Here is a 25640-nt window from a genome sequence, read left to right on the forward strand (position 1 = left end):
GGTCAATAAATTAGTCCATTCTCCAGTCAAATGGCATTTCACCTTGACCACGCAGTGCCAACATTAGGGTTTGACGCATATGTGCCAAAACATCATTACTATAAGGAACTGCGGGCAAACCCCATACAGGTTTTGGCCAAGCAACGTCATTTTGGTAACGAACGATATGGTGAAAATGTAATTGCGGTACCATATTTCCAAGCGCTGCGACATTCATCTTATCAGCACGGAATACGCGTGATAATTGGCTAGATAACCAGCTTGATTCACGCAGGAATTGTTCCTGATCAGCTTGGCTCAATTCATATAATTCGGTAATTCCTGGAACTCGTGGAACCAAGATTAACCAAGGGAATTGCATATCATTCATTAAACGGCATGTTGATAATGGAAAATCACCAACGAGAAACGTATCTTGCGCAAGTTGCGGATGTAAACTAAACATATCTTTATAAGTGGTAAAAATAACGAAAAGTGGTTCAATACTACCATATCCATGTTGCCATGAATATCAACTGATTGTGCTTTATCGCTCGAATTATAAGGTTTACAGAGCATCTCCTCGCACTCGAGCGATATTGTCCAGTTTAGTTTGTTGGTAGCTCTCGAATCAGTCCTGCCAAAAGCTCTTTCATAAAACTAATACGTTTTTCATAGTCTTCAAGCATCACCATAATTTTCAGGCGTTGCCCGCCTTCCATACGGAAATACGTCGGCTGACGCTGCATCATTTGAATAATACTAATCGCTTGTACAGGCGTGTCTGGCGCAAACTCAATATAACCACCATTGCTGTTAATATCGATTTTAACTATACCGAGCTGCTCTGCCTGTATCCGAATTTCATGCACACTAAACAGTTGCTTCACAGCGACTGGTAAAATTCCAAAACGGTCAATCAACTCCATACGGATATTGTTGAGTTTTTCTTGAGCATTGGTATTACTAATGCGTTTGTAGAACAACAAGCGCTGATGTACATCACCCAAATATTCATCTGGAATCAAGGCAGGCATGTGTAAATTGATTTCCGCAGTCAAACTGAGCGGCGCATCAAAGTTCGGTGTTCGACCCAGTTGAATCGCTTTGGTCGCTTTTTCGAGCATTTCCATATACAGACTAAAACCGATTGCCTGCATTGAACCACTTTGTTTTTCACCCAGCAACTCACCTGCTCCGCGAATTTCCAAGTCTTCAGTAGCAAGCATAAAGCCTGCACCTAAAGTAGATGCTCGTTGAATGGCATCTAGGCGTTTTTCTGCATCGCCTTTCAGACCTTTGAGTGAAGGCACCATGAGGTAAGCATAAGCCTGATGGTGTGAACGTCCAACGCGACCACGTAGCTGATGCAACTGAGCCAGTCCCAGTTTATCCGCACGTTCAATAATCATGGTATTGGCATTCGGGACATCAATCCCTGTTTCCACAATAGTTGAACAGACTAAAACGTTGTATTCCTTGTGATAGAACTGCTGCATGACTTGTTCGAGTTCACGTTCACGCATTTGTCCGTGTGCGACTGCGACCCGTGCTTCTGGTACAAGTGCACGAATATTTTCTGCAGCACGTTCAATGGTATCGACTTCATTATGTAGAAAATACACCTGACCGCCACGCAGCAACTCCCGCAAAATCGCTTCTTTAATGGTGGCATCGGTGTGTTCTTGCACAAAGGTTTTTACAGCTAAACGGCGTGCAGGTGGCGTGGCAATAATCGAAAGATCACGCATACCACTGAACGACATATTCAAAGTTCGCGGAATAGGTGTCGCAGTTAGCGTCAGCATATCGACATCGGCACGCAAGGCTTTAATTCGCTCTTTATCGCGTACACCGAAACGATGCTCTTCATCGACAATCATCAAGCCCAATTCTTTGAACTGGATGTTTTCCTGCAAGATTTTGTGCGTACCAATCACAATATCGACCTTGCCTTGTGCCAAATCTTCAATGACTTTTTGATGCGTCTTACTTGAACCAAAGCGTGATAATACCTCAACCCGAATTGGCCAGTCAGCAAAACGGTCTTTGAACGATTCATAATGCTGCTGTGCCAAAAGTGTCGTAGGTACGAGCACTGCAACCTGTTTTGAGTTTTGCACAGCGACAAATGCGGCACGCATCGCCACTTCGGTTTTACCAAAACCAACATCACCACAGACCAAACGATCCATCGGTTTGGCTTGTTGCATATCATGCAAAGTTGCTTCAATCGCATTGGCTTGATCGAGGGTTTCCTCATAAGCAAAACCACTGGCAAATTGCATATACAAGCTTTGATCTAGTTCAAAACCATAACCCGGTTTAGACTGACGACGTGCCTGAATATGTAAAAGCTCAGCAGCAACATCATGGATTTGCTCTAAGGCTTTGCGTTTGGCTTTATTCCATGCGTCATTCCCCAGTTTATGCAAAGGCGCTAGGTCAGGATCGCCACCACTATATCGGCTGATCAAATTCAGATTTGATACAGGGACATAGATTTTTGCAGCATCGGCATAATCAAGCTGCAAAAACTCATGTTCCTGATCATCAATGGTTAAATTGACCAAGCCCGCATAACGCCCCACCCCGTGATCAATATGCACTACAGGCGCACCAATGCTCAGCTCGGTTAAACTCCGAACCAGAAATTCTTCAGAAATTTCCTGCTGACGCTTACGGCGACGCTGTACTACCCGATGCTCATACAACTGATTTTCAGAAATCACAGCGAGTTGATCATGAATCACCAAACCACGATCAAGTGGTGCATTGGTAATCGCAATTGAATATTGCTGTTTTAAAAACTGCTGAAAAGACTCAACCTGTGGAATATCACCAAAGCTTGGGCGCAAGGCATCTTTTAAAGTCTCACGTCGACCTGCACTTTCCGCAACCAACAACACAGGATGACTCATGGCATCGACATACTGCTTGACGTGGCTGAATGGTCGCTCTAACTTGGCATCCACAGGCAGTTTAGGCGGTGCATCAGTACCAAGATTAATCGCACCTGCTTTTTCAGCAATCGGTTCAACGGATACCACGATACGACGAAATTGATTGACCTGTTCTAGCACCTGCTGTGGTTTTAAAAATAATTCTTCAGGTGCTAATAAAGGCTGATCAACATTGTGACGACGGTCTTCATAACGTCGATACACATCTTGCCAGAACTGAGTTAACCCCTCATCAAGATCATCGGTATTGATGACAATGGTATGTTCAGGAAAATAACTGCTGAGCATACTTTCCTGTTGCATCGCCGTTTTTTCAAAGAACAACGGGAGATAAAACTCCAAACCCGAAGATGCGATTCCTTCTAATGCATCTTGATAAATCGGGTTTTTCTTTGGATTTGCCGTTGGGAAACTTTCGGCATAACGCTCACGGAATAATGCTCGTGCTTCTTTGAGTGGAAATTCTTTAGCAGGTAAAATTCGAAATTGCTGAATGGTCTGCGTGGTGCGCTGGGTTTCAGGATCAAAATATTTGAGCGTATCAATTTCATCATCAAACAAATCAATACGAATCGGTGCTTCCTGACCCGATGCATACACATCAACAATACTACCACGTACCGCAAATTCACCATGATCATATACGGTGTCAACCAGTTGGTAGCCTGCCTGAATCAGACGTTTTTTCTGTTGTTCTAAGTCAAATTTTTGCCCGACCTTTAAGTCGAAATGCGCCCCAAGCACCCAAGACACAGGCGCAACACGCTGAGCAAAGGTCGAAGCTGAAACCAGTAAAATACCCTGCTGAGGCATATTGGCTAAAATCGCCAAACGCTCGGAAACAATATCCTGATGCGGTGATAAACGGTCGTAAGGTAAAATTTCCCAGTCTGGAAAAATGGTCGGCTTTATGCCATAAAATTCCAGTTCACTTTCCAACTGCGCCAAATGCTGGTTATTGCGTGCGATCAGCACAAATAACTGAGGGAACTGCTCAGCAATTTCTTTAAATAAAAGCGCACCTGCCGAACCGAGTAAACCACCAATCCAGCGTTTTTCATGTTGTTTAAACTGATTGAGTTTTAATGCAGAAATTTCTTTGGTAAAAATAGACATGGAATCAAGTTTTAGCCCGTTTTTCATAGGCCAAATACTACCATGTCTATTCTAGGCTGGTCAGAATAATCCGTTAAAATTTAGATTCATTTTAAAATTCAGCAGATTAGATTAAAGATCAACCAACTTTTCTTCTGAAATAAGAATCCCGTTGTTATCTGCATACAGATAAGACTCAGGAATAATTGTCACCCCACCAATATGCAAGGCAACATCAACAACGCCCACACCTTGACGGTTACTTTTTTGCGGAATGGCAGCCAAAGCATGTATCCCTAAATCAAGTTCTGCCAAGGCGTCGACATCACGCACGCAACCATAGATCACCACGCCATTCCAGTGATTACGTACCGCAGATTCTGCAATCAGATCGCCCATGAGCGCACAGCGCATTGATGCGCCACCATCGACCACCAAGACTTTACCTGTGCCATCACTCGCCAGTAATTCTTTAACACGAGAGTTATCTTCATAGCATTTGACTGTCACGATTTGCCCACCAAAGGTTTTGCGACCACCATAACTTTTAAAGAATTTATTGTCTAAACTTGGTCCAAGTACCTGAATATTATGTTCAGGATGATCATCTAATAAATCACACGTTACAAATGCTGTCATTTTGTACTCCATATTATGTTCTGTATGTCTAAGTTATTATAAATTCGAATGTGTTCCGTTTGTAGTATCGCAGCCGAGACCATAGTCTTAGCCACTTGTGCAACAGTAACAGGTTTATACCGATATTTTTTAGGTAAAAAAGGTTCGGTACAATAAAACAGTTTTTGTCCCAAACCTTCAAAAAAACGCTGTTGGTTACGCTCACCAATCAATAATGAAGGACGCAAAATAGAAATGGTGTCGAGGTTAAATGCCTGTACATCACGCTCTAGTTCTCCTTTGACTCGATTATAGAAAATGCGAGAACTTGCAGATGCCCCTGCTGCACTGATCAGTAAATAATGTATATGTTTATCTTGTAGCAGTTCAGCAAAGTGCATATTGATCCCATAATCAATATTATAGAATGCTTGACGTGAACCTGCCTGTTTTAGTGTCGTTCCCAAGCAGCTAAAAGCATGGGTATGCTGACTGACATCTTCCTCATTCAGAAGCAAAAAATCATCCAGTACCAATTGTTGAACTTGATTGTAATTCTGGTATTGGGGTTGTTGACGTCGTACAACCAAGGTAATTTTTTCACATTCAGGCAGTTGTAGTAATAGTTGTACGAGGGATTGACCGACTAAACCTGTTGCTCCAATCACGATTGCACTTTGTATTTTTACTTTTTGCATAGAGATATTCTTCTAGAGCGATAATTATGTTTAAATTTTATACTGTTTTTGGTCGCAAAAGTCGATCAAACCCTGATAATACTTGACTTCATAACGCTGATTCATCAAAATATTGCACTTGTTTACGGGCTGGTGAAAGCGATCTGAGTAGTTTCAGTATTGTTTCAGCCCGCCCAGACCAATCTATTTGAAGGAGTGCAAGAGTGGCAAACTCTGCTCAGGCAAAAAAACGTGCGCGTCAAAACGTTGTAGCGCGCAAACACAACGCAAGCTTGCGTTCTATGGTTCGTACTTACATCAAACGTACTTTAAGTGCAATTGCAGCTGGTGATTATGCTGTTGCTACAGAAGCTTACAAAAAAGCTGTTCCTGTAATCGACCGTATGGCTGATAAAGGCATCATCCATAAAAACAAAGCTGCTCGTCATAAGAGCCGTTTGAATGCACAAGTTAAAGCGTTAGCTAACTAATTTTGCATTATAAAAAAGCCCCAAATTTGGGGCTTTTTTTATTGCTTATGAATTATCTTTTTGCTGAACAAATTCACGAATGGATAACTGGTAAATCTTGCCACGCCAAATCCATTTCAAAACACTGTCTGTGAAATTATCACCTTCAAACCAGACAAATACACCTTCCATCATTTCAGGCCAGTCGCTTTTCTCAAGCTGCATCTGATTTCGCATGACCGCAAGCATCGCAGCAATAATCGTATCATGACTCACTGCAAGCGTTAGACCACCACTGTTTTGTGGATGCGCGTTATACAGCAGCTCAAGCACATCCGCGACACCCGTAATCGGATGCTTCATGCCAGGTAAGGCATTATTCACAAAACTATTAATAAAGCCTAGAGCACCTTGCTTTCTAAAATATGGTGCAGCCTGTTGAATATCGAGGACAAAACTTCCTGGTTCAACCAGTAAACCCTGCTCAACAATTTCAATATTATGGGTGTTTGGACGCTGGGTGACCTGATCTGCCCCTTGAATCATCAATGCAGCCGTATCGACACAGCGCTGAATCGGGCTCGACATACACTGTTCAATGACTCGCCCTGTATTTTCAATCAGGTAGCGACCCCATGCTTGTGCAAGCTCACGTCCTTCATCTGTCAGTTGCAGGTCATATCCAGCAAGTCCCTGCCCAGCGACCATTTCACGCACCGAATGTCGCGTAAATAAAGTCACAGGCGTGATGCGATCAGGGAGTAACTCGATTGCCTGATACATACTTTGAGGTAATAACTGTAATGACATTCTTCTAGATTCAAGTGGTTACTTGTGCACTATATCATGCTGCTTTTCGACTGCAATGTCATTTCGTCATTCGGCGAAGTGCATTCAACGCAATTTCCTGATATGCAGGCTGAGCGAAAGCAATGAAACCATCATTGAGTAAACGGTGACGCTGATTATAAATGAAAGGTTCTCCTGCCAAGCTCACCAATCCACCGCCCACACTTTCGAGCAAACCTTGCCCTGCACTGGTATCCCATTCTGAGGTCGGATGAAAACGTGGATAGATGTCAATTTTACCTTCCAACATCATGCAAAATTTATAAGCACTGCCTGCCTGAGAGGTTTCAATCGTATGACTTTGCTGCAAAATTTCGATAAATTCTTGATACTCTGGCTGTTTACTACGATGACTCAGCCCAACTTGAATCGGCTCAATCTGCTGCACTTCAGGCGCTTGGTAAACATACCACTGCTGTTGCTCGGCATCGTACTTATAAGGATGCTGATCCAAATAACCGATATAAATCAATTGCTGTGCGGGAATGGCTATTGCAGAAAATAAGGTTTTACCATTTTCGATCTGGCTGAGATTAATGGTAAATTCTGGGCGCTGATGCAAAAACTCTTTTGTGCCATCTAAAGGGTCAAGTACCCAACAACGTGACCAAGTATGCCGTTCCTGATGTTCATTTTCTTCCGATAAAAGTGGCAGCGCTGGCGTGAGCTTTTGTAATGCGGTTTCAATAAACTGATTGGCTTTTAAATCGGCTTGCGTAACAGGCGAATCATCGTGCTTGGTCTGCACATGAAATTTCTCACCCTGACAGAATGTCAGGTATTCCTGCCGAATAATCTCACTGGCTTGCTGCAAAATCTGCACAACAGCCTGCATTAATTCATCCTTTGGTTGAAGAGTAGGTACAAACATCATTGCTTCTCATTTTCATAATGAGTTCATCATAGCGCCTCATTTTTTGAAATACAGCTCAATTCATTAGATTTTTTGAGATTACTGAAAATCTCGGCACAGTCCTTGCTTTATTCCCCATAAGAAAAAATATTGCACAATAATATGATGCTCTACTCCTAATGAGATATCTCACAAAAGTTTCCTGTCAGGAAAAAATAATTCAAAAAGTGCTAGACGGCGTGGTTAAATTTTTATATAAATTACCTTGAAGAAAATATTTTTCCCATGAAGAATTTTAAAGGGGAATTTTCCTAAAGACCACACGGCGAGGAAGCACCACCATGGAACACAAGCAAGTTGAGCAATATGTATTAAAAATTAGTTGTCCTGCGGCATCTGGAATTGTTGCAGCGGTTTCAGGGTATTTAGCAAGTAATGCTTGCTATATCAGTGAGATGGCACAATTCGATGATGAAACTACAGGGCATTTCTTTATGCGTGCTGTGTTCCGTTTCAATGCTGGGGTCGATGGAGATTTTGAGCAACTCAAAGCCAATTTCAAGGAGATTGGTGAAAGCTTTAACATGCAAGCCACTTTTTATGATCAAAGTAAGCCTGTTAAGGTCTTGATTATGGTCAGTAAATTTGACCACTGTTTATTGAATTTATTGTATCGCTATCACAAAGGCGAACTTGATTTTGAAATCACCGCGATTGTATCGAACCACCTCGATTTACGTTCAGTTGCAGAGCGTGAAGGCATTCGCTTCATTTACTTACCTGTGACCAAAGACAATAAGTCTCAGCAAGAACAAGAGCTGATCAAAATTGTGGATGAAACGGGCACTGAATTGGTGATTCTTGCGCGTTATATGCAGATTCTTTCCAATAACTTGTGCAAACAGTTATCGGGTCGTGCCATCAACATTCACCATTCATTCCTTCCAGGTTTTAAAGGTGCAAAACCGTATCACCAAGCGTTTGATCGTGGTGTGAAACTGATTGGTGCAACAGCGCACTTTGTCACCAGTGATTTAGATGAAGGCCCAATTATTGAGCAGGCGGTTCAACGTGTAGACCATGCCTATATGCCAGAAAATCTGGTGTCTTTAGGTCGTGACACTGAAACCATCGCGCTGTCTAAAGCGGTGAAATACTTTGTCGAACACCGTGTATTCCTCAACGACAATCGTACGGTGGTGTTCAAATGAGTCTACTCAGCCAATTTACTGCGTCTGAAACTACCGTGATTGATGGTAAAGCCACTGCTGCACAAGTCCTCGAAGAAGTGAAACATGATGTCATCGCATTACAGCAGCAAGGCATTAGTCCTTGCCTCGCTGTGGTGTTGGTCGGCGAAGACCCTGCAAGTCAGGTCTATGTCCGCAACAAAGTCGAAAAAGCCCTGATGGTTGGCATCCGTTCACTGGAATTTCGCTTCCCTGCTGAACTGAGCCAAACTGAACTGCTTGCCAAGATTGATGAACTCAATGCTGATCAAAGCGTACACGGCATTTTGGTACAGCTACCATTGCCAAAACATATCGACGAAATCGCTGTTCTTGAACGCATTGATCCGAAAAAAGATGTCGATGGTTTCCACAGTGAAAATGTTGGTGGTTTAAGTCAGGGACGTGATGTGCTCACCCCGTGTACGCCAACAGGTTGTATTCGCCTGCTGAAAGACACTTTGGGTGATTTATCTGGGCTACACGCAGTTGTGGTTGGACGTTCCAATATTGTCGGGAAACCGATGGCGGCTTTGCTGCTCAAGGAAAACTGCACTGTGACTGTGGTGCATTCCAAAAGTCAGGATTTAGCACAGCTTTGTCAGTTGGGTGACATTGTCGTGGCGGCAGTCGGACGCCCACGCATGATCAATGCCTCTTATTTAAAAGCAGATACAGTCGTGATTGATGTTGGTATTAACCGCATTCAGGAAAATGGCAAAAACCGTCTGGTCGGCGATGTGGACTATGACGATGTCCTGCCGATGGTCAGTGCCATTACCCCTGTGCCTGGTGGTGTTGGCCCAATGACCATTGCCTACCTCATGCAAAATACCGTCCATGCCGCACAGTTGCAGCATGCACAAACCCATTCAACTTCCGTTTAAGTCAATGCCGAGCGCTGTGGAGGACTCATGCCATTTAGTCTACTGAAATATGGATTAAGTTCTGAATATCCTGTCGAAGTGGATTTACCTCCACCGACGGCTCTGAAACCGCATTATGATGTGGTGATTATTGGCGGTGGTGGGCATGGTCTTGCGACAGCCTACTACCTGTCTAAATATCATGGTATTACCAATATTGCGGTTTTAGAAAAAGCCTATTTGGGTGGGGGTAATACTGCACGTAATACTGCCGTGATTCGCTCTAATTACCTGACCTCCGAAGGCGTCGAGTTTTATGCTGAATCGGTCAAATTATTTAAAAATCTCTCCAATGAGTTCGATTTCAACATTATGTACTCTGAGCGTGGACAACTCACGCTGGCACACACCGACTCGACTGTCCGTGCCTTCCGCCAACGTGCCGAAGTCAACAAGCACTTTGGTGGTCGTACCGAAATGCTGGATCGTCAACAGATTAAAGAACTTGTGCCTTGCTTAAATCTCGATCCTGCACATTTGCCTGTCTTAGCTGGGCTTTGGCATATCGATGGGGCAACTGCACGTCATGATGCTGTAGCTTGGGGTTATGCCAAAGAAGCGGCAAAACGTGGTGTTGAAATTCATCAGCTGACCGAAGTACAGGATTTGGTGATTGAGAACAACAAAATCAAAGCCATTAAAACCAATCGTGGCACAGTGCAATGTGGCTGTGCAGTACAGGCGATTGCGGGGGCATCTTCAATTTTGATGGCAAAAGCCAAGATCCGTGCACCAATTCAGACCTTTCCGTTACAGGCCATGGTGTCTCAGCCATTTAAACCCTTCCTGACACCTTTGGTCAGTTCATCGGCTTTGCACTGTTATGTGCAACAAACCAGCCGCGGCGAAATTGTATTTGGTGGTGGTTCCGACCCATACCCACTATATAACACCCGTTCAACGTTGGACTTGAAAGAAAGTTTGCTGGCACATGCCATTGAAATGTTCCCGTTCATGGCAAATGTCAAACTGATGCGCCAATGGGCAGGGATTACCGACATGACCCCTGACTATAGCCCGATTATGGGGAAATCTCCTGTAGACAATTACTACCTCGATGCTGGCTGGGGCACATGGGGCTTTAAAGCCACGCCAATCTGCGGCAAGACTATGGCGGAACTGGTGGCAACAGGCAAAACCCCTCGCCTGATTGAACCTTTTGCACTGGAACGTTTCAGCACCTTCCAGCAAGTCAACGAAATGGGCGCAACAGCAGCAAGCCACTAAGGAGAATCTGATGAAAATTATGCCTTGTCCACTCAATGGTCCACGCAATATCAGTGAATTTGTCTATGGTGGCGAACTCAAAGACATGCCTGACCAGAACCACTGTAGCGATTTAGAGTGGGCAGATTATGTCTTTAACTGCGACAACCTTGCGGGTGTGGTACGTGAATGGTGGATGCATGCGCCAAGTAGTTACTGGTTTATTGCTGAACGCAACACCATCACCGATGAAATTTTAAAAACCTATGACCCCAAAGTGCTGTTTCAGCAACGGGTCGAATTTAGTGACAGCAGCCCATCTTCAGTTCACAAGGAGTCTTTGACATGAACCGATTACCTCTCCCTTATGGGCTGTTAATCAATCGCCAACAGCCTGTCGAATTTGAATTTGACCACAGCCGTTTCCAAGGCTTTGCAGGTGACAGTATTGCCAGTGCACTTGTCGCCAACCAACGCTGGATCATGTCACGCTCATTTAAATATCACCGTCCACGCGCACCGCTGACCATGGCAGGACAAGATGCCAATACCTTGGTACAACTGCCTGAAGAAGCCAATGTGCTTGCCGATACCACAGTGATCAAACCAAATATGCAGGTCACTGGACAAAACTTTTCGGGCTCACTCTTAAAAGACTCCGATGCCTTTTTGGGTAAATTCTCCAAATTTATGCCTGTCGGGTTTTACTATCGCTCTTTCTATAAACCGAAAGGCGCTTGGAAACTGTGGGAACCCCTGATTCGTAAAAAGGCAGGCTTGGGTATTCTTGATCTGAACTTTCAGCCTGAATATTACGACAAAGCCTATTTGTTTACCGATGTTGCGATTATTGGTGCAGGCCCTGCGGGTTTACAAGCTGCGCTGACCGCAGCAGAGTTAGGTGCAAAAGTTTTACTGGTTGAACAAGAGAAAATCTTGGGCGGCAGTCTGAACTATGCACGTCTGGATGCTTCAGGCAAGAAAGCCGCTGAAATCAAACAACGTTTGGTGAGTGCGATTGAACGCCATCCACAGATTACTGTACTCACTGAAGCCACCTGTAATGCATGGTTTACCGACCATTATTTACCCATTATTCAAGGCAAACGTATGTACAAAGTTCGCGCAGCGCAATGTATTGTGGCGAGCGGCAGCTTCGATCAACCTGTGATTTTCCGTAACAACGACTTGCCTGGTGTCATTCTATCGAGCGCAGCACAGCGCCTGATGAAACTCTATGCCGTGAAACCTGCGCAAACAGTGGTGGTGCTCACTGGGCATGATGATGGTTATTTGACTGCACTGGATTTGGCTGAAGCAGGCGTGACCGTCAAAGCTGTGGTGGATATGCGCCCCGTGGCATCGGATACCAGCTTGTTAAGTGCGGTCAAAGCCAAAGGCATTGCTTGTCATTTAAGTAGTACTGTCTATGAAGCCTTACACAGCAGTGGCATGCAGCAGCTGACAGGTGTCGATGTGCGCCGTATTGTGGCTGAAGGTCAAGTCGATGCTCACGCGCAGAAAATTGACTGCGATGTCCTGTGCATGTCAGCAGGTTACATGCCTGTATATCAGTTACTCTGTCAGGCAGGTGGCAAACTCAGTTATGACGACCAACAAGCAGCATTTAAAATTTCAGGTTTGCCAAAAGGCTTGTTGATTACAGGTTCGGTCAATGGCATTCACCAGATTGAGCACGTTTTACAAGATGCCAGCTACATTGCCCAAGTTGCGGTGGCTGCTTTACGTGGTGAAGATGCAAGTCAAATTGCTGCGCCAAACTTTAAAGAAAGCTCAATGAATTTTCCTTGGCCGATCTTTGAACATCCTAAAGGTAAGGAATTTGTCGATTTCGATGAAGACCTACAAATTCGCGACATTGTGAATGCGACCAAAAGTGGTTATCGCGATGTGCAACTGGTTAAACGCTTTTCGACTGTGGGTATGGGACCGTCTCAAGGACGTCACTCTGCATTGCCAACCGCACGTTTGGTGGCAAAATCCACCCAGCGTAGTGTTAGCGAAACAGGTGTGACGACAGCGCGTCCTCCGTTTACGGTCGAGAAACTGGCACATGTTGCGGGGCGCGGCTTCGACCCATTTCGCCAAACCCCAATGCATGCTCGCCACCTTGCTGCGGGTGCAAAAATGATGCCTGCGGGCAACTGGCAACGTCCTGCATTTTATGGCAACCCTGAACAACGCCTGCAACACATTGCTCGTGAAGTGCTCAACGTGCATCAGAATGTCGGCATGATTGATGTGTCTACCCTCGGTGGTTTGGATGTCCGTGGGCCAGACAGCGCCGAGTTCTTAAATCGTCTCTATACCTTTGGTTTTGCGAAACTTGCGGTTGGAAAAACCCGTTATGCAGTCATGGCGAATGAACATGGCGTGGTCATTGACGATGGTGTAGCAGCACGCCTAAGCGAGAACCATTTTTATGTGACTGCAACCACCAGTGGTGTCGATCGAATTTATCAGCAAATGCTGAAATGGAATGCCCAATGGCGTCTCAGTGTCGATATTGCCAATGTCACTACTGCCCTTGCTGCACTCAATATTGCAGGCCCGAACTCACGCCAAGTCATGCAGAAAGTCTGTCAGGACGTGGACTTGTCCAATGCAGCATTCCCTTATTTGGGTGTACGCACTGGCACAATTCATGGCATTCCTGTACGGATTTTACGGGTCGGCTTTGTTGGTGAACTGGGTTATGAAATCCATTTCCCTGCACGTTTTGGCGAGTATATGTGGGACACCCTCATGCAGGCAGGTCAGCTATTTAACATGCAGCCATTTGGGGTGGAAAGCCAGCGTTTACTACGTCTTGAAAAAGGTCACATTATCATTAGCCAAGACACCGATGGCATGACCCATCCACAAGAAGTGGATTTGGGCTGGGCGGTGGCACGCAAAAAACCGTGGTTTGTCGGCAAACGCTCGATTGCAATTTTGGAAGCTCAGCCGTTGAAACGCAAACTGGTCGCCTTTGAGCTAGACAAACATCAGGCTCAACCGCTTGAAGGACACATTGTCCTCAATGGTGACAAAATCACAGGCAACATTACCTCGTGTGAATACTCACCGACCCTCGACAAAATTATCGGTTTGGCCTATGTCGGCATTGAACAAAGTGAAATCGGACAAAATTTCCCGATTCGGGTAGAACACGGTGCAATGGTGCATGCCAAAGTCGTCAAAGCGCCATTTTATGATCCAGACAATCAACGACAGGAGGTTTGATGATGCAAACTCTAGCAACGGAACGCAGCCCGATTGCACAACAACCTTACAATGCTTTTGGGCGGAGCAAACGCGAATTTTTAAGTGAAGCGACTTCACAGGCAGAACGTAAAATTCAGCACTGTGCAGTGGTGGATCTGACCAATTTGTCCCATGTCGGTTTTCGTGGCGTAGACAGCGCAGCCTACTTACACCAGTTTGGTTTTAGTCTGCCTGAACGTCCAAACCATGCACTTGCACAGGTTGATGGTAGCTGGATTGCCCGCCTGTCGATGACTGAATATTTAGTTTTAGGCAGCCTGCATGATTTTGGTGATCGGGTTGCCCAACTCGAAAATGACTGGCAGTACGATGAACAATATGCCAATTATTTGCTACCTCGTCAGGACAGCCATGCATGGATTCAACTCACAGGTCAGTTCAATACCGAAATCATGGCAAAACTCTGTGCGGTTGATTTATCGCCTGAAGCCTTTGCCGTCGGTAAAGTGGCACAAACCTCGGTTGGACGGGTCAATGCCATTGTGATGAATGTCGGCGATCAGCAAACCCAAAAACTGAATATCTTATGTGACCGTGCCGCAGCACTTTATTTGTGGCAAGTTCTGCAAGATGCTATTTCGGAATTTGGCGGTGAGATAAGCGGGATTGAAGGGCTAATTTAAATCATAACAATCAACCAGACATCTGAAATTTTCAGGTGTCTTTTTTCTTTTAGGGGATAGAACAATGAAACTCATTACTGCAATTATAAAACCATTCAAACTTGATGATGTCCGTGAAGCACTGGCAGCACTTGGAGTACAAGGCATCACCGTGACCGAAGTCAAAGGTGCAGGTCGACAAAAAGGACACACCGAAATGTACCGCGGTGCAGAATATGTGGTGGATTTTCTGCCAAAAGTCAAAATTGAAATTGCGATCAACAGCGCAACACTTGATCAGGCGATTGAAGCAATTAGCCAAGCAGCCTCTACAGGAAAAATTGGCGATGGGAAAATTTTTGTTTCCAATCTGGAGCAAGTGATTCGGATTCGTACAGGTGAAACTGGGGTCGATGCCTTATAGGTTGAGTCTTGCATTCGTCTGTCAGACTTGTTTAACGCTTTGGGTTGCTTTTCATTAGACTTCTTTGATTCATATTGATTTGTATTTTTCTCATTCGAATATGAAATACGGCACCATAGAAAGAAGTCTATTCATCTCCTGATTTCTATTTTTTAGATTCTGACTTTATCGAGTATAAACACAATGAACTGGTTAGCTGCTGCACCGATCCTTGAACATGGCAACATTCGTCTTGAACCGTTAAGCACCGAACACACCCAAGGTTTAGTCGATGCCACACAAGATGGCGAACTGTGGAATATCCGCGTCACATCAGCACCCCATCCCGATCAGGTTATCGCGTATATTGAACAAGCCTTGCAGCAACGTGAACAGCAACAACGCCAAGCCTTTGCCGTGATTAACACGCAAACAGGCAAGGTACTTGGAACCACCAGTTATCATGATATTGTGCCGAACATTCAGCGACTTGAAATTGGCTATACATGGTATGCGGCTTCAGTACAACGTACACATGTGAATACCACTTGTAAATTCCTGCTGTTAAGCCATGCCTTTGAAGATCTAAACGCAGAGCTTGTAGGCTTTCGCACAGATAATTTTAATTACCGCAGTCAACGTGCGATTGAGCGTTTAGGTGCAAAAAAAGATGGCGTTTTGCGTCATCATCAACCTCGTAAAGATGGCACAGTACGCGATACTGTCATGTACAGTATTCGCGCTGGGGAATGGGCAGAGATCAAAGCACATTTGCAGGATTTATTGCAGAAAGCGTATTAAGTTTTTGAGATAAAGAAACCTGCTGATACAGGTTTCTTGAATTTTAGTGCTCAAGCATCATCTTGCGGATTAAACGGTGTTTGCAAAATCAACTGATAAAAATCGACATCTAACCAACGCCCAAACTTAAAACCCACCTGTGGAAATGTACCTGAGTGCTCAAAACCTAAACGGCGATGCAAGGCAATACTCGCTTGATTGCTCGCATCAATACAGCCGATCAGTACATGCACCTGCCCATCTTGTTTAGCACGCTCAATCAAGGCTTGCAGTAGCAACTTTCCTAAACCACGCCCACGCTGTTCATGCTGAATATAAATGCTGTGCTCAACCGTATATTTATAGGCAGGAAATGCACGGAAGCTGCCCCAACTGGCAAAGCCGAGTAGATTGCCTTTGGCATCCACAGCACCAATCACTGGAAAACCATGTTCACGTTTATGGGCAAACCATGCCTGAATTTTTTCCAGCGTGCGTGGTTTGTAGTCATAGAGTGCTGTCGAGTTTAAAATCGCTTCATTAAAAATATCCAAAATTGCTTGGGCATGTTCAGCTTCATTACATTCAATCAGTTCGATATTTTGACTTTCGTCCATAGTATGTATTCCTGTTGTCATTACACTTCACACACCGCAACCAAGTAGCGGGCTTCATCTGTGGTGGAATTTTGAAAAATGATGGGTTGATTCAACTGAATAGACAAGCAATCACCTTGCTGCAAGGTATAGCTCTGCTCCCCCAAGTGAATCTGCATTTGCCCATGCAGCAACCAGATTTGCTGGTAAACCTTGACCTCACGCGGCACGAAATCATAGGCAACCTGCGTATGTGCAGGGAAAGTCACTTCCACCAGTTGCATGGGCGATGCCACACTCACAGAAGACAAATTACGCCGCAAATAACCCGATGCAGGATCGCGCCACTGGCTTTGCTGCTCATAACGCAATAATGGTTTCGGTTGATTCGCTGAAGTGTCAAAGACAAATAAACTGGCTAAGGAAACATCCAACGCTGCGGCAAGCTTCTCTAAAATCACTGCGGTAGGACTGGTTGCAGCACGTTCGATCAGGGAAATACTGGAACGACTGACCCCGCTTCGTGCCGCCAACTGATCAAGTGAATACCCTTTGGCAAGGCGTAGTTCACGAATATGCTGGGCGATGTGCTGATTGATATCAGGTTGCTGATCGCTCATAACACCCCTTTCATTTTTAATATAATAGAATTTATATCCAATATACTAGAATATAAAAAGCAGATGCAAGTGAATTTTAGATGGTTTTTTTATTCATTGAATGTCTTGAAATGCTTAGGCTATTTAAATCACGAATCAACATCCATCAAAAAATCCTGCTTGATGCAGGATTTTGATGAGCTGTGTAGCATTAACCTTTCGCGGTTCTTTTCAGCTTTTGCGGATCATCAAACGGTAAGGTATGCGTGATCGCATTCACCTCTAAACTGCCTTTGACCTGAATTTCACATCCCTGTACTGCATAAGGGACATCAACACGAGCTAAAGCCACTGACTTCTTGCTGATGGGCGAATACATACCACAAGTGATGACACCAATTTGGGTGTCGCCATCCCATAAGGTGTCGCCCATTTGTGCAACCTGCTCCCCTTCAAGCATCACCCCAAAAATCTTGATGCGCTCTTTACCTTGCAAGCGTTTATGCTCATAGCCACCACGAAATTCGCCTTTACTTGGTGAAACGGTAAAGTCGAGTCCAAGCTCCCATAATGTATCGCCTGACTTGTCATTTTTAAATGGAAAATATTCCGAGTTATCATACGGATAAAACAGCAAATAACTTTCCACTCGCAACCAGTCCAAAGTGACAAATGAGCATGGGACAATGCCAAATTTCGCACCTTTGTCTAAAATCGTATCCCAAATCAATGGTGCATCCATCGCCTTACAGAAAATTTCATAACCACGCTCGCCTGTATAGCCTGTGCGTGAAATCATCACAGGGCAACCAAACAGTTTGGTCTGAATATGATGGAAATACGGCAAGTTGCGAATATCAGGAATATATTCCGCCAGAAAATCGACCGCCAAAGGCCCTTGAAGCGATAAATCATGCAGGTCATCATCAAACAGTACCGCGACTTGGCGTCCTGTTGCCGAACGGGTCAGCATTTCCAAGCCAATCCCTGTACCATGCACCACCATAAAGGTATTCGGCCCTGTACGGTAAATCACGCAGTCATCCACAAATTTGCCTTCTTCATTGAGCATGGTTGCATACACTGACTTGCCAGGGTAAAGCTTGGAAATATCGCGTGAGGTGGCATATTCAAGCAGGCTTTCTGCATGTGGCCCCACATAATGCACTTTTTTCAAGCCTGAAACGTCCATCAAACCTGCTTTGGTTCGAATCGCCAAATAATGCTCAGCCGTATCACTGGCATAGCTCCATGCCGTCCCCATGCCATTCCAGTCTTCCAAGTTTGAGCCAAGCTGACGGTGACGTTCTGCCAGTGCTGAAATACGCCATAAATTTGCCATACATCTATTCCTTTATTGTGTCTCTATATCAGTAAAATAAGTTGCTCAATCCACATCATTCTGGGTCAAACTGGCTGAGCCATTGCACCAACGGTTCACGGTAATGGCTGATGCCTTTGTAATCGGCAATTGGCTCAGGTAAGTCACGAATTACCCGATGCAGACGTTTTGCCCATTCAGGATTGGTCACTAAATCATTCAGGCTAATCAGATAAGTACGGATGCTAAATAACAGCGCGTTGCTACGAGCCAGACGTGGCATCATTTGCAGTTCAACGCGTAAATGCACCAACTCGCCTGCATTGTCTTTGGTGACTAAACCGCGCTCATGTCCCCACAGATGGAACGTTTCTGAAGAGGTGTCCATCCGTGGGTTGATGGTCATCGTCCAATTCAAACGGCGGTACGGATGCCCGACCTGAATGTTGAGTAAAAATTTCAGCGCACGTTCAAACACCCCTGCATCGTGTGCCAGTTTCGGAACAGGCGCATGCCACTGTTTAAAGCTCATGCCTGCATCGAAGTTCAGAGACCAGTCCGCAGGACCAGTAATCATGCCTGCATCCATAAACAGATCACCTTCACGCTGATCCAGCAAGGCAATATCGCCTTGTACTTGACGTGAGATAAACTCAAACGGTGGTAACGGCAGAGTCGCATCATCCCCAAACTGGAAATGCACATCGATATTCATCGGGCGATTGATCCAGTGCCACGCCTTCCCTTGCCGTTCTAGTTGAAAATGTTCAGGATAATCTGCCGACAAATGCAGCATTGCCATTTCCAGAAAGTCCCACGCAGCCTGTTGCATGTGCGGCAACACAATGCAGCGTTTCGGGTCGCTCGCGAGCGTTAAGGCACGCTCATTCATTTCAGTCAGATAATGCTCGTCAATATCGAACCAGTACTCAAAAATCGTGTCAGGCTTAGACAATGCAGGCTCAATATTCACCGAATACATGTAGCTGTCTTCAGGAAATGGAAATGGAAAACGCGCAATGGCTTTGGCACTGTTGTGATAATGAAACTGATCACGCATATTTTCCGCAGGGTTAAATTGTACGGTCATGGCGACTCTCCTATAGCTCAAGCTCAATACGACAGCCCTGTTTGCCTCGTGACACGCACGGCATCAGCTGTTCCTGACGTTCCTGTGAATTTAAATAATGATCATGGTGTTCCACTTCGCCCTTGTACTTGGTGGCACACTGCCCGCACACGCCACCCCGACATAAACTGGTCACTGGAATGTCGTGTTTTTCCAAGGCTTCAAGTAGGCTGTAATCGCTCGGAACTTCGATTTCCTGTTGGCTTTGAGTGAGATAGGCTGTAAATGCTGCCCCTGCTGGAGGTGCTGCAAAAGCTTCGGCATGAACGCGCTGCTTTGACCAGCCCAACGTTTGCGCTGCATCTTGTACTGCCTGAGTCAGACGTTCTGGGCCGCAGACATAAACATGGCTATTTAAACTTTGCTGTTGAAGCAGTTGCATCACATCCAAACGGCGTGCGGTTTTTTCAGAATAAATGTGTACCTGTTCAGGAAATAACTCGGTCAGTAATGTTTCATAGGCATTGCTAATTTGATCGCGGCAAGCATAGTGCAGCTCAAAGGCTTGACCTGTATGCATCAGTTCACGGATATGTGATAAAAATGGGGTGATGCCGATGCCACCCGCAATAAACACATGCTTTTGTGCTTGTGAATGCAGGGCAAATAAATTCAGTGGTGCAGAGATATTCAGTACATCGCCAATCATCACCTGTTCATGTAAAAATCGAGAACCACCACGCGAGTCATCCTGCAAACGCACTGCGATTTTGTAGTGATCATCATGGGCAGGATCATTGGTCAGTGAATAGGCATTGCGTAACATACGATCAGGCAAAGGCAACTGCACCACCACATGACTACCCGATGAAAATGCAGGTAAAGGCTGATCGAGTGCTTCAAAGGTAAACTCACGAATCAGCGCTGTGATTTGTTGAATATTGCGTACTCGCACAGGAATTAATGTAGACATACGCCCTCCGCTTGCATCGGTTAGTCTGGGTTGGCACAGACGCCCATATACGCGCCTAGACGTTGGGAAAAATGGCTACGAATCAGCAAATACACGCCACAATGTTCGCAACTACAAAACTCTTCGGCTGTTGTGGTTTGAGTTTCACCACAATGTACGCAATAGACTTTTTTAAGTTCAGGCTGGATCTGTACCAGTTCGATTTCATCTTGCATCAATCCTTGAGCAACCAAGTTTTGTGCCATCTGCCACAAAAAAATTTCATCACCACACACCACGGCATGTAACCCTGCATGTGCCTGTTGTAACTGGTCTTTGAGCTCATCTGAAAAAGTGCCTGAACTGGCCAGCAATATTGAACATGCTGCAAACTGGTCAGCTAGATGCTGCGCTTCTGGGGAATGGTCATGCTGTAAAATCAGCAGGTATTGCCCGTGTACAGGTTGAAGTTCCTGTATCTGCCGATAGCTCGGAGTGCTAAGCATTGCGTCTTGCATGGCAGTTACTCCAATGAATAAATTAATATAATCAAATATTTAAATTATTTTATTTTTTCGATCAATTCCCTTTAAAACATACCTCCAAGGGGGTAATGCAAGTTCGTGGAGTTTTAAAAAGCAAAAAGCCAGTCAAGTTGATGACTGGTTTTTAAAGTGTTTAATACTTTTAATGCTCTTATAAATAAAGCTTAGTCAAAGACTGCTCATAGCGGAGTCTTACCTTTTATAATCCTATGATTGGAGCTCATCCGTTCTTTTGTTTTGGCAAAAGAACCAAAACCATTTGTCATCCACAAAACCTGTTCAACGTCAGCATCTATTTAATTACATTGCAAAAACAATATATTGTATAAACCACGCAGGTTGTGGATGACGTTCTGCACAAGCAAATACCAACGAAGATGACAAAGAAAGAATCTGATTTTAAGACATTATTCTTTCCCACTTTCCACCACACCTACCCCACTTTTTTCTGTGGCACTTCAGGCATATCCGTCAAGTAAGCTTCAAGCGAATCATCCAGTGCATCCAACCACGGCGTATGATGCGGTGCTGCCAACGTGCCTGTAATCGCTGAACGATAAATATGATCGCGGAAAGTCATGATGTTTTCTTTTTTATGCTTTTTCCATTCAAGGAAAATCAGACGCATCGCTTCAATATCAAAGGTTGGATAATCCGTCGCCTCGATCAACTCTAAAATATAATCGCCCTGAAATTTATACATTTGCCCCGCTTCCGTCAGAGTTTTCTCCTCTTCATGCCATGCCAATGTATGTGCCTGCATCTCTGGCAAACTTGGCAATGTCATACGATTTAAAATAATGTCACGCACATACCATGCCTGTGCATCGAACATATTGAAGGTGTACCACTGATCTTGCATGCCCAAATAAAACAGTTTCGGATTTTTCTCCCAAACCACACCTTTATACAAACCAAGCGGATACAAACGGTTATCGGTTTTTAAGCGAATCGACTCTGCCATAAATGGGAAATGGTGCAAATAGCCTGTACATAGAATAATGGCATCAACTTCGGCACTGCTGCCATCGGCAAAGTAAGCATGCGTCTGATCGACTCGCAATAACTTCTGACGTTCTGACCAGTTTTCTGGCCATTTGTAGCCCATCGGGCTGTTTCGGTAGCAGCTAATGATCTGTTTTGCGCCATATTTATAGCATTGTGAACCGATATCTTCCGCAGAATAACTACTACCCACCACAAGGACAGTTTTATCTTTAAACTCAAGTGCATCTCTAAAATCATGCGCATGTAAAATGCGCCCACCAAAGGTTTTAAAGCCATCATATTCAGGCACTTTAGGGGTCGAGAAATGCCCACTCGCCACCATAACATAATCAAAAATTTCGGTATAAACGACATCTTGGTTATGGTCATGTACACTGACTGAAAACTGCTGCGTTTTTTCATTAAATTCAATATGACGCACAGCACTATTGAAACGGACATAACGACGCACATTGGCTTTTTCGACTCGCCCTTTAATATAGTCCCAAAGCACAGCACGTGGAGGATACGAGCCAATCGCTTTGCCAAAGTGTTCATCGAAACTATAGTCCGCAAACTCAAGCGCCTCTTTCGGCCCATTTGACCATAAGTAACGATACATGCTGCCATGTACAGGTTCACCATGTTCATCAATCCCTGTACGCCATGTGTAATTCCATAAACCACCCCAGTCCGCCTGTTTTTCAAAACAGACGATTTCTGGAATATCTGCACCTTTTGCCTGTGCTGATTGAAACGCTCGTAACTGTGCCATCCCACTTGGACCCGCACCGATGATTGCAACTCGTGTCATGGCTGTATCCCCATGTAATTTATTTTAAAAAGTGACAGTGCTTAGCACCATGCAATTAACATAGGACGAAGTTGCCGGTCGTGAAATTCCTAAGATGGGGTATTACAAATGAGATACTGCGCATCACAAATTCTGAAAACAAAAAAAACCTGCCATAAAATTCACGTCTTACACCAAAATCACAATTCTTTGATGCATATTTCTAAAGTATGCTCTATGCGATTCAACACTATAGAATTGTACTTTCTATGATCTACCATGTTTTCCATCAGATAAAAAAACTTGATAAATCCATAAATGTTGATTAGTATTGCGAACATCACAAGTAGTTGATAACACATCATTTCACTTGTTAAAGGGCCTATAGCTCAGTTGGTTAGAGCAGCGGACTCATAATTCTAAAATCTTATATAATTTTAACAATATATCGCAATATCTCACACTATAAAATCTTATCAAGTCCATTAAATTCAATCATATATGCGATATTTAGCAATATATCTCAATACTCAACAGTATATTGCAATAGTTTTTCGGTCTACTATGCGTCTACTTGAGTAGACTCATAAAATATGGATATAAGATGAGAAACTGGATCTATTTTTATATTGAGCACACGATCAAGAATGGACAGCCTTTTTATAAAGAGTATGGCTGGGCATTGGGTTTGAAAAGTCAGTATGTGGTTTTGAGTGATGTGCAAAGCTAGTTTAGTTGACAGATTTGAGTTTTAGCCATAATCAACAAAGTATAAAAAATATTCTGATTAGTGCTTGACATTGTTCCCGTTCGGGAACATAATAAATTATCAAGACGAGAAAAGCTCTCTTGAAAAATTAACTTAAATCGGTGTTGACCGATTGGAGAATTAAAATGTTAAAAATCGAAAATATCCAAACTGTATATTTAAATGGGAAACCAGCTACTACATTTCATGTGTATGAATTGCGTGGTAATACATGGGTTCTTGATTATACAACTTCGGTGGCTGGCCATTGGAAAAAAGCTAAAACTATTGCTACTAAGCACTGTCAAGAAAATGGTCGAAATATCAATCTCAATGATTGGGAATTTTAAGATTCAATAGCCCGCTTCGGTGGGCTTCCTTTTTTCTGGAAATCAATATGAATAATCTTCAATTAAAAGCAATCCGCCAAGGCTTAGGATTGGAAGTTTCTGAAGCTGCTGAATTGGCAGGTGTGCAAAAACGATCATTTAATTATTGGGAGCAAGGCGAACGCCAAGTTCCTAGTGATGTGGATTTTCTGTTTGATTTTATGGCATCACACTATGCAATGGTACTTGAGCGAATGATTAAAGATGTTGAGCGCATAACGATCTATAACAAAGATGATGATACAAAGCCATCACGGGTCAGCCCAACTTTGCCATTTTTTAGAACTTTTGAGTCATTTCAAATGAAAACTGAATGTTCAAAAGTCGCTTACTGGCGCATTTATCAATCTGTAATTAGTCAATTAATTTTGCTCGGAAAGATTGTTAGATTAGATGATTCAAAGCCTATTCCCGATGATTTTTGGATCTGGTCTTGGTTGCATGGAGCATTTGAAGATGAGCTACATTGATGGACCAGCATGCAAAATCCAATTTTGTGCTTATTGCGGAAAAATCGTTGATAAGTCAGTTCGCGGAAAAAAACTGACTTGTAATGATGAATGTGCAGCCCTTTACCAGCGTAAAGTTTGGAATATTCAGTACGCTGAGAAAATGGCAAAAGACCCTGATTTTGCTAAAAATCAGTCAGCAAAGCAGTATGCTCGCATTAAATCTGATCCTGAAAAATTGGAAGCACATCGGCAGGCACAAAAAGAACGTAGGAAAATGCCAAATTATCAGGAAGCTGAGAAAAAAGGCTTGAAGAAATATCGAAGCAATCCTGAGAATAAACCAAAATTTGCTCAAAGAATGCGGAAATATCGTGATGAGAACCCAGAAATTATTGCAGAAATCGAAGCTCGTAGAAATGAGAAAGACTTACTAGAACGTGAACGCTTAAAGCTTGAAGAACCTGATAAGTATCAGCAGCTAAGAGAAAAAGAGCGTGAATACTTGCGTAATTTAAGAGCTGAAAAACGTCTGGCAGAACTTCAAAAAGACTTACAAAAATTGGTGAATAACGATGAATGAAATAACTTTATTTAATGCAAATCAAATCCAAAGTGCATCTATTGATGAATTAAAACAAGAGTTGTCACGAACACTTAAAGTGACCAGTGAATATCTTGTCTATATGTCATTAATCTGGTCTGAACTCAATAAGCGCGGTGTTGATTTATCTGCTCTGCGAAGTGGATTGTTTGAATATGTACCATTGATTGCAACAAATCAGCTTAATCCAGATCTTGTCATTGAGTTTGCAGGAAATAAAACCTTAATTTCTGCATTATCACGCATTCCGCTTGAACAACAGAATTGGATTGCAAAAACAAAACAAGTGCCTTTTGTTGAAATTGGTGAAAATCAGGAACGTATTGAAAAATCGTTAGATTTGACTAAAGCAAAAGCCCAGCAGATTTACCAAGTTTTTGGCGGTGAAACTGGTTTTCGTGATGTAAATCAGCAATATGTTTTGCTTGTGAATAAAGAAACAGCAAAGCAGAAGCGCAAAACAACTGGTCGAACCGCTTATCGAACAGTCGGATTTTCACAGAATCGTGAATATATGCTATTCGGTGATGATGCAAAAATAAAGTTGGACACAGTGATTGATCGACTTGGTGAATTATACAATGTTGATTTACATGAGATTCTAAGTCGATATTCCAATGAACTAAAAAATAAGAAATGAAAACAAGCCC

The 25640-nt window shown here is 43.7% G+C and carries 27 protein-coding genes; 14 read left to right on the forward strand and 13 right to left on the reverse strand.

What is annotated here, in order from left to right:
• Positions 1-10 precede the first annotated feature (10 nt).
• The 4 genes from GBN19_RS03145 to GBN19_RS03160 form a co-directional block, all read right to left on the reverse strand.
• Positions 11-445, reverse strand: coding sequence for an HIT domain-containing protein (locus tag GBN19_RS03145; protein ID WP_004751830.1), 435 nt, complete (start codon positions 443-445; stop codon positions 11-13).
• 142 nt (positions 446-587) lie between these two features.
• Complete coding sequence (gene mfd / locus GBN19_RS03150; RefSeq protein ID WP_151777189.1) at positions 588-4052, reverse strand: transcription-repair coupling factor; 3465 nt, start codon at positions 4050-4052, stop codon at positions 588-590.
• 117 nt (positions 4053-4169) lie between these two features.
• On the reverse strand, positions 4170-4676 hold the full coding sequence (gene rraA / locus GBN19_RS03155) for a ribonuclease E activity regulator RraA (protein WP_151777127.1): 507 nt from the start codon (positions 4674-4676) through the stop codon (positions 4170-4172).
• Positions 4673-5353 carry a nucleoside-diphosphate sugar epimerase gene (locus GBN19_RS03160; protein ID WP_151777128.1) on the reverse strand — a complete coding sequence of 227 codons (681 nt, stop codon included), beginning with the start codon at positions 5351-5353 and terminating at the stop codon, positions 4673-4675. The genes rraA and GBN19_RS03160 overlap by 4 nt, the downstream gene beginning before the upstream one ends.
• Positions 5354-5556: 203 nt before the next feature.
• Here GBN19_RS03160 and rpsT point away from each other — a divergent pair, with 203 nt between their 5' ends.
• Positions 5557-5823, forward strand: a complete 267-nt coding sequence (gene rpsT / locus GBN19_RS03165; protein ID WP_004900852.1) for a 30S ribosomal protein S20 — start codon at positions 5557-5559, stop codon at positions 5821-5823.
• A gap of 45 nt (positions 5824-5868) precedes the next feature.
• Here the strand turns inward: rpsT and GBN19_RS03170 are convergent, their stop codons facing one another.
• Entirely contained in the window at positions 5869-6612 is a 744-nt protein-coding gene (locus tag GBN19_RS03170; protein ID WP_151777129.1) for a histidine phosphatase family protein, read from the reverse strand.
• Between the two features lie 58 nt (positions 6613-6670).
• Positions 6671-7522 (reverse strand): 3'(2'),5'-bisphosphate nucleotidase CysQ family protein, encoded by an 852-nt coding sequence (locus GBN19_RS03175; protein ID WP_151777190.1) that lies wholly within the window; start codon positions 7520-7522, stop codon positions 6671-6673.
• 323 nt (positions 7523-7845) lie between these two features.
• Here GBN19_RS03175 and purU point away from each other — a divergent pair, with 323 nt between their 5' ends.
• The 8 genes from purU (at position 7846) to GBN19_RS03215 (ending at position 15959) form a co-directional block, all read left to right on the forward strand.
• Positions 7846-8715, forward strand: a complete 870-nt coding sequence (gene purU, locus GBN19_RS03180; protein WP_151709172.1) for a formyltetrahydrofolate deformylase — start codon at positions 7846-7848, stop codon at positions 8713-8715.
• Positions 8712-9620, forward strand: coding sequence for a bifunctional methylenetetrahydrofolate dehydrogenase/methenyltetrahydrofolate cyclohydrolase FolD (folD, locus tag GBN19_RS03185; protein ID WP_151777130.1), 909 nt, complete (start codon positions 8712-8714; stop codon positions 9618-9620). Before purU ends, folD begins: the two co-directional genes overlap by 4 nt.
• A gap of 27 nt (positions 9621-9647) precedes the next feature.
• Positions 9648-10886 carry an FAD-dependent oxidoreductase gene (locus GBN19_RS03190; RefSeq protein WP_045793348.1) on the forward strand — a complete coding sequence of 413 codons (1239 nt, stop codon included), beginning with the start codon at positions 9648-9650 and terminating at the stop codon, positions 10884-10886.
• Between the two features lie 10 nt (positions 10887-10896).
• A complete protein-coding gene (locus GBN19_RS03195) occupies positions 10897-11214 on the forward strand; it encodes a sarcosine oxidase subunit delta (RefSeq protein ID WP_151777131.1) in 318 nt (105 codons plus the stop codon).
• Complete coding sequence (locus tag GBN19_RS03200; RefSeq protein ID WP_151777132.1) at positions 11211-14111, forward strand: glycine cleavage T C-terminal barrel domain-containing protein; 2901 nt, start codon at positions 11211-11213, stop codon at positions 14109-14111. Before GBN19_RS03195 ends, GBN19_RS03200 begins: the two co-directional genes overlap by 4 nt.
• Positions 14111-14776: a sarcosine oxidase subunit gamma gene (locus GBN19_RS03205; protein ID WP_151777133.1), complete on the forward strand. Its 666-nt coding sequence runs from the start codon at positions 14111-14113 to the stop codon at positions 14774-14776. Before GBN19_RS03200 ends, GBN19_RS03205 begins: the two co-directional genes overlap by 1 nt.
• 64 nt (positions 14777-14840) lie before the next feature.
• Positions 14841-15179 (forward strand): P-II family nitrogen regulator, encoded by a 339-nt coding sequence (locus tag GBN19_RS03210; RefSeq protein ID WP_151777134.1) that lies wholly within the window; start codon positions 14841-14843, stop codon positions 15177-15179.
• A gap of 183 nt (positions 15180-15362) precedes the next feature.
• Complete coding sequence (locus GBN19_RS03215; protein ID WP_151777135.1) at positions 15363-15959, forward strand: GNAT family N-acetyltransferase; 597 nt, start codon at positions 15363-15365, stop codon at positions 15957-15959.
• A gap of 50 nt (positions 15960-16009) precedes the next feature.
• On the opposite strand, the gene GBN19_RS03220 is transcribed toward GBN19_RS03215, so the two are convergent.
• The 7 genes from GBN19_RS03220 to GBN19_RS03250 form a co-directional block, all read right to left on the reverse strand.
• Positions 16010-16555 (reverse strand): GNAT family N-acetyltransferase, encoded by a 546-nt coding sequence (locus tag GBN19_RS03220; protein ID WP_151777136.1) that lies wholly within the window; start codon positions 16553-16555, stop codon positions 16010-16012.
• Positions 16556-16575: 20 nt separating this feature from the next.
• Positions 16576-17154, reverse strand: a complete 579-nt coding sequence (locus GBN19_RS03225) for a helix-turn-helix domain-containing protein (RefSeq protein WP_151709181.1) — start codon at positions 17152-17154, stop codon at positions 16576-16578.
• 190 nt (positions 17155-17344) lie between these two features.
• Positions 17345-18475, reverse strand: a complete 1131-nt coding sequence (locus tag GBN19_RS03230; protein WP_151777137.1) for an aminomethyltransferase family protein — start codon at positions 18473-18475, stop codon at positions 17345-17347.
• 55 nt (positions 18476-18530) lie between these two features.
• Positions 18531-19544, reverse strand: coding sequence for a heme-dependent oxidative N-demethylase family protein (locus GBN19_RS03235; RefSeq protein ID WP_151777138.1), 1014 nt, complete (start codon positions 19542-19544; stop codon positions 18531-18533).
• A 10-nt stretch (positions 19545-19554) separates the two neighbouring features.
• On the reverse strand, positions 19555-20496 hold the full coding sequence (locus tag GBN19_RS03240) for a PDR/VanB family oxidoreductase (protein ID WP_151777139.1): 942 nt from the start codon (positions 20494-20496) through the stop codon (positions 19555-19557).
• Between the two features lie 20 nt (positions 20497-20516).
• Positions 20517-20993, reverse strand: a complete 477-nt coding sequence (locus tag GBN19_RS03245; RefSeq protein ID WP_151777140.1) for a dimethylamine monooxygenase subunit DmmA family protein — start codon at positions 20991-20993, stop codon at positions 20517-20519.
• Positions 20994-21453: 460 nt separating this feature from the next.
• Complete coding sequence (locus tag GBN19_RS03250) at positions 21454-22821, reverse strand: NAD(P)-binding domain-containing protein (RefSeq protein WP_151777141.1); 1368 nt, start codon at positions 22819-22821, stop codon at positions 21454-21456.
• A gap of 583 nt (positions 22822-23404) precedes the next feature.
• Here GBN19_RS03250 and GBN19_RS16210 point away from each other — a divergent pair.
• The 5 genes from GBN19_RS16210 (at position 23405) to GBN19_RS03270 (ending at position 25630) form a co-directional block, all read left to right on the forward strand.
• Positions 23405-23530: a hypothetical protein gene (locus GBN19_RS16210; protein WP_266095374.1), complete on the forward strand. Its 126-nt coding sequence runs from the start codon at positions 23405-23407 to the stop codon at positions 23528-23530.
• A 164-nt stretch (positions 23531-23694) separates the two neighbouring features.
• Positions 23695-23898 (forward strand): hypothetical protein, encoded by a 204-nt coding sequence (locus GBN19_RS03255; protein WP_151777142.1) that lies wholly within the window; start codon positions 23695-23697, stop codon positions 23896-23898.
• A gap of 47 nt (positions 23899-23945) precedes the next feature.
• Positions 23946-24407, forward strand: a complete 462-nt coding sequence (locus tag GBN19_RS03260) for an Aca2/YdiL-like domain-containing protein (RefSeq protein WP_151777143.1) — start codon at positions 23946-23948, stop codon at positions 24405-24407.
• Positions 24394-24969, forward strand: coding sequence for a hypothetical protein (locus GBN19_RS03265; protein ID WP_151777144.1), 576 nt, complete (start codon positions 24394-24396; stop codon positions 24967-24969). The genes GBN19_RS03260 and GBN19_RS03265 overlap by 14 nt, the downstream gene beginning before the upstream one ends.
• Positions 24962-25630, forward strand: a complete 669-nt coding sequence (locus GBN19_RS03270) for a hypothetical protein (protein ID WP_151777145.1) — start codon at positions 24962-24964, stop codon at positions 25628-25630. The genes GBN19_RS03265 and GBN19_RS03270 overlap by 8 nt, the downstream gene beginning before the upstream one ends.
• The last annotated feature ends 10 nt before the right edge of the window (positions 25631-25640 follow it).

Source organism: Acinetobacter brisouii (assembly GCF_008993995.1).
GTDB classification, from domain to species: Bacteria; Pseudomonadota; Gammaproteobacteria; order Pseudomonadales; family Moraxellaceae; genus Acinetobacter; species Acinetobacter brisouii_A.

Bases quoted from the DNA above. Each gene is read 5' to 3' on its own strand.
- GBN19_RS03145 (WP_004751830.1), bottom strand. From the start codon at position 445: ATGTTTAGTTTACATCCGCAACTTGCGCAAGATACGTTTCTCGTTGGT.
- rraA (WP_151777127.1), bottom strand. From the start codon at position 4,676: ATGACAGCATTTGTAACGTGTGATTTATTAGATGATCATCCTGAACAT.
- GBN19_RS03160 (WP_151777128.1), bottom strand. From the start codon at position 5,353: ATGCAAAAAGTAAAAATACAAAGTGCAATCGTGATTGGAGCAACAGGT.
- GBN19_RS03170 (WP_151777129.1), bottom strand. From the start codon at position 6,612: ATGTCATTACAGTTATTACCTCAAAGTATGTATCAGGCAATCGAGTTA.
- GBN19_RS03175 (WP_151777190.1), bottom strand. From the start codon at position 7,522: ATGTTTGTACCTACTCTTCAACCAAAGGATGAATTAATGCAGGCTGTT.
- purU (WP_151709172.1), top strand. From the start codon at position 7,846: ATGGAACACAAGCAAGTTGAGCAATATGTATTAAAAATTAGTTGTCCT.
- folD (WP_151777130.1), top strand. From the start codon at position 8,712: ATGAGTCTACTCAGCCAATTTACTGCGTCTGAAACTACCGTGATTGAT.
- GBN19_RS03190 (WP_045793348.1), top strand. From the start codon at position 9,648: ATGCCATTTAGTCTACTGAAATATGGATTAAGTTCTGAATATCCTGTC.
- GBN19_RS03195 (WP_151777131.1), top strand. From the start codon at position 10,897: ATGAAAATTATGCCTTGTCCACTCAATGGTCCACGCAATATCAGTGAA.
- GBN19_RS03200 (WP_151777132.1), top strand. From the start codon at position 11,211: ATGAACCGATTACCTCTCCCTTATGGGCTGTTAATCAATCGCCAACAG.
- GBN19_RS03205 (WP_151777133.1), top strand. From the start codon at position 14,111: ATGATGCAAACTCTAGCAACGGAACGCAGCCCGATTGCACAACAACCT.
- GBN19_RS03210 (WP_151777134.1), top strand. From the start codon at position 14,841: ATGAAACTCATTACTGCAATTATAAAACCATTCAAACTTGATGATGTC.
- GBN19_RS03215 (WP_151777135.1), top strand. From the start codon at position 15,363: ATGAACTGGTTAGCTGCTGCACCGATCCTTGAACATGGCAACATTCGT.
- GBN19_RS03220 (WP_151777136.1), bottom strand. From the start codon at position 16,555: ATGGACGAAAGTCAAAATATCGAACTGATTGAATGTAATGAAGCTGAA.
- GBN19_RS03225 (WP_151709181.1), bottom strand. From the start codon at position 17,154: ATGAGCGATCAGCAACCTGATATCAATCAGCACATCGCCCAGCATATT.
- GBN19_RS03230 (WP_151777137.1), bottom strand. From the start codon at position 18,475: ATGGCAAATTTATGGCGTATTTCAGCACTGGCAGAACGTCACCGTCAG.
- GBN19_RS03235 (WP_151777138.1), bottom strand. From the start codon at position 19,544: ATGACCGTACAATTTAACCCTGCGGAAAATATGCGTGATCAGTTTCAT.
- GBN19_RS03240 (WP_151777139.1), bottom strand. From the start codon at position 20,496: ATGTCTACATTAATTCCTGTGCGAGTACGCAATATTCAACAAATCACA.
- GBN19_RS03245 (WP_151777140.1), bottom strand. From the start codon at position 20,993: ATGCAAGACGCAATGCTTAGCACTCCGAGCTATCGGCAGATACAGGAA.
- GBN19_RS03250 (WP_151777141.1), bottom strand. From the start codon at position 22,821: ATGACACGAGTTGCAATCATCGGTGCGGGTCCAAGTGGGATGGCACAG.
- GBN19_RS16210 (WP_266095374.1), top strand. From the start codon at position 23,405: ATGAGAAACTGGATCTATTTTTATATTGAGCACACGATCAAGAATGGA.
- GBN19_RS03255 (WP_151777142.1), top strand. From the start codon at position 23,695: ATGTTAAAAATCGAAAATATCCAAACTGTATATTTAAATGGGAAACCA.
- GBN19_RS03260 (WP_151777143.1), top strand. From the start codon at position 23,946: ATGAATAATCTTCAATTAAAAGCAATCCGCCAAGGCTTAGGATTGGAA.
- GBN19_RS03265 (WP_151777144.1), top strand. From the start codon at position 24,394: ATGAGCTACATTGATGGACCAGCATGCAAAATCCAATTTTGTGCTTAT.
- GBN19_RS03270 (WP_151777145.1), top strand. From the start codon at position 24,962: ATGAATGAAATAACTTTATTTAATGCAAATCAAATCCAAAGTGCATCT.